Genomic DNA, 13,063 nt, shown 5'->3' on the forward strand with positions numbered 1-13,063 from the left:
TCACAAGTACGACTGCTGTTCACGGATGTGAACAGCCAGGAGTGAGGCCATGCGCAGCTCCCGCCGCACCGCAGGGGTTCCCGACCCGTCGGGAACGGCCCGGTGAGGGCGAGGCGCATCGCCGCGAACGTGGGGGTGGCGGCTAGTGGCGGCGGTGCCGCCCACCCCCACCCCGTGGGACGGCGCCGCGCGCCGTCCCACGGGCCCGCGCCCGTCCGGTCGTCCCCACCGCGGCCGGGGCAGGCGCTGCCCCCGCAGGAGTCCTTCCCGCGTGGGACCACCACCGGGGCGATCGAGGGGTGAAGGTCTGGTATGCAACTCGACGGGGTGCTGTTCTTCCCGGTGACGCCGTTCGACGCCGAGGGCGGGATCGCCGAGCGGGTGCTGGCCGAGCACGTGCGGCGGGGGGTGCGGGCGGGTGCGGGCGGGGTCTTCGCGGCCTGTGGCACCGGTGAGTTCCACGCGCTGGAACCGGGCGAGTTCGAGCGCGCGGTGGCCGTGGCGGTCGAGGCGACCGCGGGTCGGGTGCCGGTGTTCGCGGGCGCGGGCGGCCCGCTGCCCAGCGCGCGCCGGTTCGCCGAGGCCGCGCGCCGGGCGGGCGCGGACGGCCTGCTGCTGCTCCCGCCGTACCTGGTCGCCGGCCCGCCCGGCGGTCTGGTCCGCTACGTCACCGAGGTGGCCGGGGCGACCGACCTGCCGCTGATCGTCTACCAGCGCAACAACGCCGTGTTCACCCCCGACGCGGCGGTGGAGGTGGCGCGGCTGCCCTCCGTGTGCGGCTTCAAGGACGGCCTTGGCGACATCGACCTGATGCAGCGCATCGTGCTGGCCGTGCGCGAGTCGGTGGACAAGCCGTTCCAGTTCTTCAACGGCCTGCCCACCGCGGAGCTGACCGTGCCCGCCTACCGGGGGATCGGCATCGACCTGTACTCCTCGGCGGTGTTCTGCTTCGCGCCGGAGGTCTCGCTGGGCTTCTACCACGCCGTGCGGGCCGGGGACGCCGAGCTGGTGCGGCGCTACCTGGTGGAGTTCTACCGGCCGCTGGTCGAGCTGCGCGACCGGGTGCCGGGGTACGCGGTGGCCCTGGTGAAGGCGGCGGTGCGGGCGGGCGGCCTGGACGTGGGCGGGGTGCGCCCGCCACTGCTGGACCCGACCCCCGAGCACCTGGCCGAGCTGGCCCGGATCGTGGCCGCGGGCCGGGCGCTGGCCGGGGCGCGGCCGGTCGCGGCCGGGGCGGAGCTGGCCGGATGAGGATCAGCGGCATCACCGTCACCCCCGTCGCCTTCCCGGACCTGCCGCTGCTGAACTCCGTGGGCGTGCACGAGCCGTGGGCGCTGCGGACCATCGTCGAGGTGCGCACCGACGAGGGGATCTCCGGGCTGGGCGAGACCTACGGCGACATCGGGCACCTCAACCGGGTCAGGACCGCCGCGCCCGAGCTGATCGGGCTGGACGCCCACGACCTGAACGGGATGCGCGCGCGGGTGGCGCGGGCGCTGGGCGGCGAAGCGGGCTCGGACCGGCACGGGCTGACCGGGCGGCTGACCGTCGAGTCCACGGTGGACCGCGTCTTCTCCGCCTTCGAGGTGGCCGCGTGGGACATCCGGGGCAAGGCGCTGGGCCGTCCGGTGGCCGACCTGCTCGGCGGGGCGGTCCGCGACGCGGTGCCCTACAGCGCCTACCTGTTCTACAAGTGGGACCGGCACCCCGGCGGCGAGCCGGACGAGTGGGGCGAGGCGCTGGACCCCGGTGGGGTCGTCGAGCAGGCCCGCGCGATGATCGACCGGCACGGGTTCGGCTCCATCAAGCTCAAGGGCGGCGTCTTCCCTCCGGAGCGGGAGGTCGAGGCCGTCCGCGCGCTGCGCGAGGCCTTTCCCGACCACCCGCTGCGGCTGGACCCCAACGCCGCGTGGACACCGGAGACCTCGCTGCGGGTGGCCGCCGAGCTGGAGGGCGTGCTGGAGTACCTGGAGGACCCCGCGCCGGAGATCGAGGGCATGGCGCGGGTCGCCGCCGAGGCGCCGATGCCGCTGGCCACCAACATGTGCGTGATCGCGTTCGAGCACATCCCGCCCGCGGTGGCGGCGGGCGCGGTCCAGGTGATCCTGTCCGACCACCACTACTGGGGCGGGCTGGCGCGCTCCCGCGAGCTGGCCGCCATCTGCCGGACCTTCGGCATCGGGCTGTCCATGCACTCCAACTCCCACCTGGGCATCAGCCTCGCCGCCATGACCCACCTCGCGGCCGCCACGCCCGACCTCGACTACGCCTGCGACACGCACTACCCGTGGAACCGCGCCGACGACGTGATCACCCGGCCGTTCACCTTCGTGGACGGGGCGATCCCGGTGCCCGACCGGCCGGGCCTGGGCGTGGAGCTGGACCGCGACGCGCTGGCGCGGCTGGCGGAGAACTACCGCGGGTGCGGCATCGTCCAGCGCGACGACACCGGCTACATGCGCACCGTCGACCCGACCTACGAGAGGAAGCGACCGCGGTGGTGACCAGCGTTGCCCACGCCTACCCCTGGGACCTGGTGGGCGACCCGGACGCGGCGGCGCGGATCGCGTCGCTGGGCGTGGACGCCGTGGCGCTGGCCGCGTCCTACCACACCACGCGCGCGGCCACCCCGTTCCACCCCGCCCACCGGTTGGTCGACGCCCGGCACGCGGCGTTCTACCTGCCGGTGCGGTCGGGGCGGTGGGGGCGGCTGGTCCCCGCCGAACCGTCCTGGGTGGACGGTGGCGACTCCTACGGGGAAGCCGCGGGGGCGCTGCGGTCCGCCGGGCTGCCCGTGCACGCGTGGATCGTGCTGACGCACAGCAGCAGGTTGGGCGACCTGCACCCGGACCTGGTGGTGCGCAACGCTTTCGGCGACCGGTACCCGTACGCGCTGTGCCCCGCCAACGCCGATGTCGTCGAGTACGCCCGGACGCTGGTGTCCGAGGTGCTGGAGCTGGGCGGGCCGGACGGCGTGGTGCTGGAGGCGTGCGGCCCGCTGGGGTTCGCGCACGGCGGGCACCACGAGAAGACCGACGGCGCGGACTGGACACCCGCGCAGCAGAAGTTGCTGTCGCTGTGCTTCTGCGCCGCCTGCTCCGCGCGGTACGACGATCCCGGCGCGGTGCGCGCCGCCGTGCGGGTGGGCGTGGACGACGGGGCCGCCTCGGTCGAGGAAGCGCTGGGGGAGTTGGCCGCCCACGTGCGCGAGGTGCGCACCGGCATCGCGCGCGACCTGCGCGCCGAGCTGGTCGGGCTGGTCCGCGCCACCGCGCCGGGCGTGCGGGTGACCGTGCACGCCACGGCCGACCCGTGGGGCACCGGGCCGTTCGCCACCGTGGCCGACGGGCTGGGCGCCGAAGTCGACGTGCTGACCACGACCTGCTGGCCGGGACCGGAGGCGTCGCTGCCCGCCATCGCGGCGCTGCGCGTGGCCGCGCCGTCGACCCGGCTGGCCGCCTACGTGCTGGGGCTGCCGCCCAAGCCGGTGGACGGCGCCGCGCTGGCGGGGGAGTGGCGGAGCTACCGCGAGGCGGGCGTGGCCGAGTTCCACCTCTACCACGCGGGTCTGGCCTCACCCGCCCGGTTGGACGCCTTGCGGCAGGCCGTCGCGCGGCTCGACGGGTAACTGTCAACGAAGGGCGGAGCAACCCGCTCGCGCGGCCGTTCCGTCCTCGGGGCATGAGAAGCCTAGGAACCGCGGTCGGAGCAGCGGCCCTGCTGGTGGCGCTGGTCGGCTGCGCCACGTCCCAGCCCGGTGGCGACGCCGGGGCGGGGCCGACGCTGACCACCGCGCCGTCGTCGCCCTCCAGCGCGCCGCCCTCGGAGGAGTTCGAGAGCCCCGTCCCGCCCGGCGGCACGGCCGTGCCCGAGGCGCGGGTGGACGCCACCGCCCTGCCCGAGGGCAGCCCCCGCGCGGTGTGGACCGAGGCGGACGGCAGCGTGCTCGGCGTGATCGGGCAGGAGGCCGGGTGCGGCCGGGCCGGTGTCGAGGTGGCCGAGCAGTCCGCGCAGGTGGTGAAGGTCGTGCTGGTGGAGACCCTGCCGAAGGACCAGCAGGTCTGCACCATGGACATCCGGTACCCGCCGCTGACCGCGAAGCTGGACGCCCCGCTGGGGGAGCGGTCGGTGGTGCTGAGCACCCGGCAGGAGCAGCGGTAGCGAGCGCCGGGGTGCCCGGCCCGCCGGGCACCCTGCAACCGCTCCGGGGCGGAGTACCGTCCTAGCGGTATGAGGAACGTCAGAGTCGCCGTGGCCCTCGCCGCGCTCGTGCTCGCCGGGTGCGGCAGCACCTCCGAGCCGTCTTCCCCGCCGTCTTCGGGCTCGTCCACGACGAGTCCGACAACGTTGTCATCCGCGTCTCCCGAGCCGTCCGCGCCGGGTGCCGTCCCGCCCTCGTCCCCCGGTTCGCAGCCGGGTTCGCAGCCGGGGCGGACCGGCTCGGCGCAGCCCCCGCAGACCAGCGCCGCGCCCGTGCCCGACGCCTCCGAGGTGCCCGCCGACCGGGTCGACGGCAGCACCCTGCCCGACACCTACAAGCAGCGGGTCCTGGTCTCCGGCGACGGCCGGACGCTGCAGGTGATCGGCCTGACCGGCGGCTGCAAGAACGCCTCCGCCGAGGTGACCGCCCAGTCCGGCGATTCGGTGCTGATCACCCTGGTCAGCACCTACTACCCGCCCGAGGGCGGCGGCATGTGCAGCCAGGAGCTGCGCGACATCCCGCTCACCGTCACCCTCGACGCCCCCCTCGGCGACCGCCGCGTGATCCTGGAAGCCCGCGAGCAGACCGCCTGACCGCGAACCGGGCGTTCCGACACCGCGAACCGGGCGTTCCGACACCGCGAACCGGGCGTTCGGGCACCTCCGGCCCGAACGCCCGGCTCGCGCGCTACTTGCGGAACGAGATCTGCAGCGTCGGGGCGGAGGTCTCGGCGAAGAAGTCGTTTCCCTTGTCGTCCACCACGACGAACGCCGGGAAGTCCTCCACCTCGATCTTCCACACCGCTTCCATGCCCAGCTCGGGGTACTCCAGCACCTCGACCTTGCGGATGCAGTCCTGCGCCAGCCGCGCCGCCGGGCCGCCGATCGACCCGAGGTAGAAGCCGCCGTGCTGCTTGCAGGCGTTGGTCACCTGGCGCGAGCGGTTGCCCTTGGCCAGCATCACCAGCGACCCGCCCGCGGCCTGGAACTGCTCGACGTAGGAGTCCATCCGGCCCGCCGTGGTGGGCCCGAACGACCCCGACGCGTACCCGTCCGGGGTCTTGGCCGGACCGGCGTAGTAGACGGGGTGGTCGCGCAGGTACTGCGGCATCGGCTCGCCCGCGTCCAGCCGCTCCTTGATCTTGGCGTGGGCGATGTCGCGCGCCACGACCAGCGGTCCGGTCAGCGACACGCGCGTCTTGACCGGCAGCGCCGACAGGGTCGCCCGGATCTCGGCCATCGGCCGGGTCAGGTCGACGCGGACCACCTCGTCGGAGAGGTCCTCGCCCTGCACCTCGGGCAGGAAGCGGGCCGGGTCGCGCTCCAACTGCTCCAGGAAGACGCCTTCCGGCGTGATCTTCGCCTTCGCCTGCCGGTCCGCCGAGCAGGACACCGCGATGCCCACCGGGCAGGACGCGCCGTGCCGGGGCAGCCGGATCACGCGCACGTCGTGGCAGAAGTACTTGCCGCCGAACTGGGCGCCGATGCCGAATTCGCGGGTCAGCTCCAGCACCTGCCGCTCGAGGTCCACGTCGCGGAACGCGTGGCCCAGCGCCGAGCCCTCGGTGGGCAGCCCGTCCAGGTAGCGCGCCGACGCCAGCTTGGCGACCTTGAGGTTCTGCTCCGCCGACAGCCCGCCGACGACCACCGCCAGGTGGTACGGCGGGCAGGCCGCGGTGCCCAGCGAGCGCAGCTTCTCGTCCAGGAACTTCGCCAGCCGCGACGGGTTCAGCAGCGCCTTGGTCTCCTGGTACAGGAACGTCTTGTTGGCCGAGCCGCCGCCCTTGGCCATGAACAGGAACTCGTACTTGGGCGCGGTGCCGGGCGCGGCGAACAGGTCGATCTGCGCGGGCAGGTTGGTGCCGGTGTTCTTCTCGTCCCAGAACGTCACCGGGGCCATCTGCGAGTACCGCAGGTTCAGCTCCTGGTAGGCCTCGAAGATGCCGCGCGAGAGGGCTTCCTCGTCGGTGCCGCCGGTCAGCACCGACTCGGTGCGCTTGCCCATCACGATGGCGGTGCCGGTGTCCTGGCACATGGGCAGCACGCCGCCCGCCGAGATGCACGCGTTGCGCAGCAGGTCCATCGCCACGAACCGGTCGTTGCCGCTGGCCTCCGGGTCGTCCACGATCGCGCGCAGCTGCGCCAGGTGCGAGGGCCGCAGCAGGTGCTGGATGTCGCGGATCGCCTCCTTGGCCAGCAGGGTCAGCGTCTGGGGCTCGACCTGCAGGAAGGTGCGCCCGGCCGCCTCGACGACCGACACGCCCTCGGCGGTGACCAGGCGGTACTCGGTGTGTTCGTCCTCGGCCAGCGGCAGGACGTCGGTGTGCTGGAAAGTGGTGGGCACTGCGGGCACGTCGCGGGCTCCCTTGCGCGCGTTCGGGTTCCGCCGAACTTATACCGATTCGCGCGGTGCGTCCGCCCGGTCGTGGTGTGATTCGCGTCGTGGTCGACAGCCTCACCAAGCGCCGGCTCACCACCGCCGAGCTCGACGCCGTCACCCGTCGCGCGCTGGGCGCGCCGCTGGCGGAGCACGTCGAGCTGACCGACGGCATGTTCAGCACCGCCTACCGCCTCACCGCCGCCGACGGGCGGCAGGCGGTGCTCAAGGCGGCCCCGCCGCCGGACGTGCCGCTGCTCACCTACGAGCGCGACCTGATGCGCACCGAGGTGCTGGCGCTGCGGCTGATGGCCGCGCGCGGGCTGCCCGTGCCGGAGGTCCTGCTGGCCGAGGACGGCCTGCTGGTGATGACCGCGCTGCGCGGCGAACCGTGGTCAGCGGCGCGGGAGCGGCTCACCGACGACGAGCACCGGGCGCTGCGGCGCGACCTCGGCGCCATCACGCGCGAGATGCACGGCATCACCGGCGAGGTGTTCGGCTACCCCCAGGGCCCGAACGCGCCCACGTGGCGCGAGGCGTTCCCGGCCATGGTGGAGGCGGTGCTCGCCGACGCGGAGAGGTTCGGCGTCGCCCTGCCGGAGGTCCGCCCGGCCATCGCGGCCGGGGCGCCCGCGCTGGACGAGGTGACCACGCCCGCGCTGGTGCACTTCGACCTGTGGGAGGGCAACGTCTTCCTGCTCGACGGGCGGATCGAGGGCGTCATCGACCCGGAGCGCGCCCTGTTCGGCGACCCGCTGGCGGAGCTGGCGACGGTCTGCGTGTTCGCCGACCTCGACGAGGACTTCCTGGCGGGCTACGGGCTCGGCGAGATCACCGGCGCCATGCGCACCAGGATCACGCTCTACCGCGTGTACCTGTGCCTGATCCTCATCGTGGAGGGCGTGCCGCGGGGCTACCGGGGCACGGAGTGGGACGTGCACGAGCGGTTCTTCCGCGAGCAGTTGGCGGTCTACCTGGACCTGCTGTGAGCCCTCTGCCGCGACCCCCGCTGCGAACACGCTCCGCGAACGCGCGGAAGGCCGGGCCGGCCCCCGACCGCCCCGACCTTCCTCAGCGTGCGACCACCTCCACCGGAGGTGTCGCGTGGCTCGTGTACCGCACGACCGTGCCGTGACCGGCCTCACAAGTCAAGCCGGTCAACGGGTGACGCGGGTCAGCTCGCGTAGGCCCGCAGCTTGGCGGCGCGCTCGCCCTGGCGCAGCTTGGACATGACCTCGCGCTCGATCTGCCGCACCCGCTCGCGGGACAGGCCGAACTGCTTGCCGATCTGGTCCAGCGTGCGCGGCTGGCCGTCCTCCAGGCCGTAGCGCAGCCGGATCACCGCCTGCTCGCGCGGCTCCAGCGTGGCCAGCACCCGGCGCAGGTCGTCCTGCAGCAGGCCGGAGATGACCGCGCTCTCCGCGTCGGTGGCGTCGGAGTCCTCGATGAAGTCACCCAGCGGGGCGTCCTCCTCGGCGCCCACCGGCATGTCCAGGCTCACCGGGTCGCGCGCGTGGTCGAGCAGGTCGACGACCTTGTCCACGGACAGGCCGGACTCCTTGGCCAGCTCCTCGTGGGTGGCCTCGCGGCCCAGCTGCTGGTGCAGGTCGCGCTTGATCCTGGCGAGCTTGTTGACCTGTTCCACCAGGTGCACGGGAAGGCGGATGGTGCGACCCTGGTCCGCCATTCCGCGGGTGATCGCCTGCCTGATCCACCACGTCGCGTACGTGGAGAACTTGAAACCCTTGGTGTAGTCGAACTTCTCGACCGCGCGGATCAGACCCAGGTTTCCCTCCTGGATCAGGTCCAGCAGCGGCATTCCACGTCCGGTGTACCGCTTGGCCAGCGAAACGACCAGGCGCAGGTTCGCCTCCAGCAGGTGGTTCTTGGCCACGTGCCCGTCGCGGATCAGCGCGCGCAGCTCGGCGCGGCGCTCCGCGGGCAGGTCGGCCGCGGTCTCCAGCATGTGCTGCGCGAAGACCCCCGCCTCGATCCGCTTCGCGAGCTCTACTTCCTCCGCCGCGGTCAGCAGCGCTGTCTTGCCGATCCCGTTCAGGTAGACCCGAACCAGGTCAGCGGCCGGTCCCTGGGCGTCGAGGTCCAACTCGGCGCTCGTGACGGTCATGTCGTTCCCGACCTCGCGGTCGAGGACCTTCGGGACGGTCATGGAGCTCCCTCCCCCTTTTTCGCGGGCTGGCGTGCGGTCGCGTCACACACCCGCGCTGCGTCGCGCGGCGAGCCTTTCGGCGGTCGGAGCCAACCGATCGCTGCTTGGCTGGACACTGGGGGAAACGTTCCGCCGGTCTAAATGGTTCCCGCTTCCCGAACTTGAAGACGTCACTGCCGTCACAGCGGTTGCGCGCGCAATCCTGAGGATTGGCTGAGAAGGATCTACAGTTCCACCAACACGGTGAACGGACCGTCGTTCACGCTGTGGACGGACATCATCGCGCCGAACTGCCCCGTTTCCACCCGAGCGCCCTTCTCGCGCAGTTCTCGCACCACCGCGTCGACCAACGGCTCGGCGTGCTCGGGACGGGCGGCGGCCGTCCAGGACGGCCGCCTGCCTTTCCTCGTCTCGCCATAAAGTGTGAACTGACTCACAACGAGAAGGGGTGCGCCGGTGGTGGCGCACGACTGCTCGTCGCGCAGGACGCGCAATTCGTGGAGCTTGCGGGCCATCAGCGGCGCCTTGTCGGGCGTGTCGTCCGCGTGCACCCCCAGCAGCACCAGCAGACCGGGCTCGTCGATCGCGCCGACCACCTCGTCGGCGACGACCACGCGGGCCTCGGTCACCCGCGCGACGACCGCCCTCACGCGGGCACCACCATGCCGTGCCGGACCAGGTCCCGCACCACCGGCAGGGCCGCCTCCACCAGGGCGTCCACCGGCAGGTCGTGCGCGTACGCCAGCAGCGTCACCAGGTCCTCCAGCGGCAGCGCGCCGCGGAAGCCCGCCAGCAGCGCGGCGGCGGTGGCGTCCACCTCGTGCTGCCAGCCGGGGCCGTCGGTGCGGTGCAGCCTGCGCACCACCGCCTGCCAGCCCTCGTCGGAGGGCTCGGAGACCTCCTCCAGCACCACGGTGTCCGGCACGGTGAACCGGGTCGCCAGCAGGCTCTCCGCGGAGCCGTTGCGGCGCAGCCAGTCCACCCGGTCCAGCCAGGCGGCGGTCTCCGGGCCCAGCGGGTCGTCGTAGGCGTGGCGCAGGTCCTCGCACACCACCTCGGGGTGCTGGGCGTCGGTCCGGCGCAGCGTCACGAACCCGAAGCCGATGCCCTCCACGTCGTTGTCCGCGAACCAGTCCAACCACGCGGCCGCCTTGGCCCGGCCCTCCGCCGAGCGCGGGTCCACCCCCGCGTCGCGCAACCAGGTCCCGACGTACAGCGTCGGATCGGCCACGTCCCGCTGCACGAACCAGGCGTCCACGCCGCCGCGCGGCAGCCACGAGGCCACCCGGTCGGCCCAGTCCTCGCCCCTGCGGTGCAGCCAGGAGGCCAGCAGCTGCCCGACGCCGCCCTCGTTGAGGAACGACGGCAGTTGGCGCACCACCAGCGCGCTGGCGTCGTCGCCGCCCAGGCCCGAGTCGCGGTAGACGTAGTCCACCCTCGGCGGGCCGACCACGAAGGGCGGGTTGCACACGACCTGGTCGAACCTGCGCCCGCGCACCGGCGCGAACCACTCGCCGCGGCCCAGCCGCACGTCGACCTCGTTGAGCCGGAACGTGCCCGCGGCCAGGGCGAGCGCGCGTTCGGACAGGTCGGTGGCGGTGATCGACCTGGCGTGCCTGCTGGCGTGCAGCGCCTGCACGCCGCACCCGGTGCCCAGGTCCAGCAGGGTGTCCACCGGGCGGCGGGAGGTGGCGCGGGCCAGGCTGATCGAGGCGTGCCCGACGCCCAGCACGTGGTCGGCCGGGACCGGTCCGCCGCGCTGGTCGGAGTCCAGGTCGGCGACCACCCACCAGGAGCCCTCGTCATCGCCGTAGGGGCGGATGTCCAGGCCCGCCCGCAGCGCGTCCCCGTCGGGGCGCAGCACCTCGGCCTTGACGGCCTCGTCGAGGTCCAGCGGGGCCAGCGCGCGGCGCACCTCGGCCTCCGGCTCGGCGTCGCCGAGCAGGAACAGCCGCACCAGGGTGCCCAGCGCGCCCGCGTCGCGGGTGGCCCGCCGGGCGGCCTCCGGCTCGCCGCGGCCCAGCGCGGCGTGGGCCTGCGGCCCCAGCGCGTCGACCACGCCGTCGGCGTCGTAGCCGGCGGTCCGGAAAGCCTCGCGCAGCCGCGCGGTCAGGTCTGTGGAGAGATCAGGCAGCACCCGCACATGCTCCCAACCCGCCGACCGCGCCGCGCGGCCAGCCCTCATCCGCGAGTCGCGCGCCCGCGCACCGCGAATTGCGCATTCGGGCACTCCGAATAGCGCGTTCGGGCATTTCTCCGCCACTTCACCGGCGTGCGCGTCGACGGTGGACGGCCAATGCGATCGCCATGGCCAACCGCTGTTCCGGGTCTTCCACCGGCAACGCGGTCACCTCGGTCATCCGCTGCAACCGGTACCGCAGGGTGTTCGGGTGGACGGAAAGGGTTTTGGCCGCTTCGCGGGAGTCGCCCTGCGCCGCCAGCCACGCCTCCAGCGTCGCCGCGTAGTGGGTGCCGTGCTCGGCGTCGTGCCGCACCAGGTCGGCCACCGGGCCGCGGGTGGGCAGCCTGCCCGTCTCGGCCACCGCGGCCAGCCTGCGCAGCAGCACGCGCGACCAGGCCCGGTCGTAGACCACCGGCTCGGCCGCCGTCACCTCGCCCGTCGCGGGCTCGGCCACCGCCAGCGCCAGGCACTCGTCGGCCTCCGCGCGCGAAGCGGGCAGCTGCGCGGCGTCGGCCACCCCGCCGACACCCGCCACCACGGTGGCCTCCGCGGGCAGCTCGCGCTCCAGCGCGCGGACCCACTCCAGCGCCGCCGCCGCGTCCTCCCCGCAGGGCAGCACGGTGTAGAGCACGTTGCCGAACAACGCGCTGCGCCCCGGCCGGGACCAGCCGAAGCCCGCGGTCGCGCGCTCGAACGCCAGCAGCGCAGCGCCGTGCTCGCTCTCGCCCGCGTGCGCCTGCACCGCGATCACCCGCAGGTCCGCGGCGGGCAGCCCGAGCCGGGCCAGGTCCGCGGGCAGCCCGGAGTCCAGCACGCCGATCACCAGGTCCGCCTCGGCCCGCCGCTCCAGGTCCGCGCTGGCCCGCGCGCGCAGCAGGTGCAGCGCGGCGGTCCGCGCCCCGTCCACCAGCGCCGCCCGGCGGGCCTGCCCGACCTCCTGCTCCACCTCCACCCACACCGACCCCAGCAGCTCCCGGCCCGCCCGCACCGCCGCCACCAGCCTGCCGCCCAGCTGCTCGGTCAGCTGCGGCACGAAGATCGGGTCGTCGGTGCGCGCCAGGTGGGCGAACACGCCGTGCGCCTCCAGCGCCGCGCGGGCCTCGTCGGGCACGCGGCGGCCCAGGATGGTCTGCACCCGCACCGGGTCGACGTCCTGCTGCCGGTAGGAGTAGGCCAGCACGCGGGAGCGCTGGTCCTCGATGGTCACCGGCCCGCCCACCACCGCGGCGATGGCGTCGGCCACCGCGAACAGGTCGCCCGAGCCCTCCCGCTGACCGCCCAGCACCAGCGCCTGCACCACCCCGGCCAGCTGCCCCCACGGCACCTCCGGGTCCACCAGCAGCACCGCCGCGCCCGACCGCTTCGCCGCCGCGCTCACCCGCTCGTCCAGCGGCGGCCTGCCGTGCAGCACCACGGCGGCGGCCCCGGTGGCCGCGACCAGCCGCGCCGCCGCGGCGGCCGACCCGACGCCCAGCCCCAGCAGCACCTCGTCGGGCGCGGCCCCGGTCCGCTCCACCGGGTCGTGCAGGGCCACGCCGCGCAGTGGCACGTCCCGCCCGCGCGGCGCGCAGCACAGGTGCGTGCCCAGGCTCGCGAGCACGTCCACCAGGCGGTCCAGGGGCACCACGGTCGGATCGTACGGTCCGCCGCCGGACACGGGTCGCAATTCACAACCCGGTCGGCTGTCCCAGCGCCCCCGGCGGTGGGACCATGGGGTTAACAGGAGGTGGTGTCGTGGGCAACCCGGACCACGCGGTGCTGATCACGGAAGCGGCGCCGTCTTTCGAGGAACAACACGCCGCGCGCAAGCGCAAGTACGCGATCATGATGGGTGCCCGCATCCCTTGCCTGGTCCTGGCCATGGTCTTCTACCAGACGTGGTGGCTGGCGCTGGGGTTCCTGCTGCTGTCGGTGCCGCTGCCGTGGATGGCGGTGCTGATCGCCAACGACCGGCCGCCGCGCAAGGCGGAGAAGGTCAGCAGGCACGAGCGGCGGCACCGCGCGCTGGAGGCGCGCGGCCACCAGGTGATCGAGGGCTGAACCCCCCGCCCAGCGCGTCGGCAAGTACTACCCGAGGCCGCCGCGAGGGCCGGTAACTACTACCCGACCCGCGCGATGGCGCGGGTCGGGGTGCGCG

The 13,063-nt window shown here is 73.9% G+C and carries 12 protein-coding genes; 7 read left to right on the plus strand and 5 right to left on the minus strand.

What is annotated here, in order from left to right; genetic code table 11:
- Positions 1-312: 312 nt before the first annotated feature.
- From JOF41_RS03505 to JOF41_RS03525, 5 genes are all read left to right on the plus strand, one after another.
- Entirely contained in the window at positions 313-1,251 is a 939-nt protein-coding gene (locus JOF41_RS03505; RefSeq protein WP_209616082.1) for a 5-dehydro-4-deoxyglucarate dehydratase, read from the plus strand.
- A complete protein-coding gene (locus JOF41_RS03510; protein ID WP_209616084.1) occupies positions 1,248-2,504 on the plus strand; it encodes a glucarate dehydratase family protein in 1,257 nt (418 codons plus the stop codon). Before JOF41_RS03505 ends, JOF41_RS03510 begins: the two co-directional genes overlap by 4 nt.
- Entirely contained in the window at positions 2,501-3,628 is a 1,128-nt protein-coding gene (locus JOF41_RS03515; protein ID WP_229795090.1) for a hypothetical protein, read from the plus strand. Before JOF41_RS03510 ends, JOF41_RS03515 begins: the two co-directional genes overlap by 4 nt.
- A 53-nt stretch (positions 3,629-3,681) precedes the next feature.
- Positions 3,682-4,161, plus strand: coding sequence for a hypothetical protein (locus tag JOF41_RS03520; RefSeq protein WP_209616086.1), 480 nt, complete (start codon positions 3,682-3,684; stop codon positions 4,159-4,161).
- Positions 4,162-4,230: 69 nt separating this feature from the next.
- Positions 4,231-4,794 (plus strand): hypothetical protein, encoded by a 564-nt coding sequence (locus tag JOF41_RS03525; RefSeq protein WP_209616088.1) that lies wholly within the window; start codon positions 4,231-4,233, stop codon positions 4,792-4,794.
- A gap of 94 nt (positions 4,795-4,888) precedes the next feature.
- Here JOF41_RS03525 and JOF41_RS03530 read toward each other — a convergent pair whose 3' ends face one another.
- Entirely contained in the window at positions 4,889-6,553 is a 1,665-nt protein-coding gene (locus JOF41_RS03530) for a fumarate hydratase (protein WP_276530096.1), read from the minus strand.
- Positions 6,554-6,642: 89 nt separating this feature from the next.
- On the opposite strand from JOF41_RS03530, the gene JOF41_RS03535 reads away from it, so the two are divergent.
- Positions 6,643-7,566: a phosphotransferase family protein gene (locus JOF41_RS03535; protein ID WP_209616090.1), complete on the plus strand. Its 924-nt coding sequence runs from the start codon at positions 6,643-6,645 to the stop codon at positions 7,564-7,566.
- A gap of 185 nt (positions 7,567-7,751) precedes the next feature.
- Here JOF41_RS03535 and JOF41_RS03540 read toward each other — a convergent pair whose 3' ends face one another.
- The 4 genes from JOF41_RS03540 to JOF41_RS03555 form a co-directional block, all read right to left on the minus strand.
- Positions 7,752-8,744 carry a sigma-70 family RNA polymerase sigma factor gene (locus JOF41_RS03540; RefSeq protein ID WP_372448467.1) on the minus strand — a complete coding sequence of 331 codons (993 nt, stop codon included), beginning with the start codon at positions 8,742-8,744 and terminating at the stop codon, positions 7,752-7,754.
- 224 nt (positions 8,745-8,968) lie between these two features.
- Entirely contained in the window at positions 8,969-9,394 is a 426-nt protein-coding gene (dtd, locus tag JOF41_RS03545) for a D-aminoacyl-tRNA deacylase (RefSeq protein ID WP_189221825.1), read from the minus strand.
- Positions 9,391-10,929, minus strand: coding sequence for a DUF7782 domain-containing protein (locus JOF41_RS03550; protein WP_209616092.1), 1,539 nt, complete (start codon positions 10,927-10,929; stop codon positions 9,391-9,393). The genes dtd and JOF41_RS03550 overlap by 4 nt, the downstream gene beginning before the upstream one ends.
- Before the next feature lie 79 nt (positions 10,930-11,008).
- Positions 11,009-12,553 carry a PucR family transcriptional regulator gene (locus JOF41_RS03555; protein ID WP_209616093.1) on the minus strand — a complete coding sequence of 515 codons (1,545 nt, stop codon included), beginning with the start codon at positions 12,551-12,553 and terminating at the stop codon, positions 11,009-11,011.
- A gap of 83 nt (positions 12,554-12,636) precedes the next feature.
- On the opposite strand from JOF41_RS03555, the gene JOF41_RS03560 reads away from it, so the two are divergent.
- Positions 12,637-12,966 (plus strand): DUF3099 domain-containing protein, encoded by a 330-nt coding sequence (locus tag JOF41_RS03560; protein ID WP_189221823.1) that lies wholly within the window; start codon positions 12,637-12,639, stop codon positions 12,964-12,966.
- Positions 12,967-13,063 lie beyond the last annotated feature (97 nt).

Origin of the sequence: Saccharothrix coeruleofusca, assembly GCF_017876325.1 — a bacterium.
GTDB lineage: Bacteria > Actinomycetota > Actinomycetes > Mycobacteriales > Pseudonocardiaceae > Actinosynnema > Actinosynnema coeruleofuscum.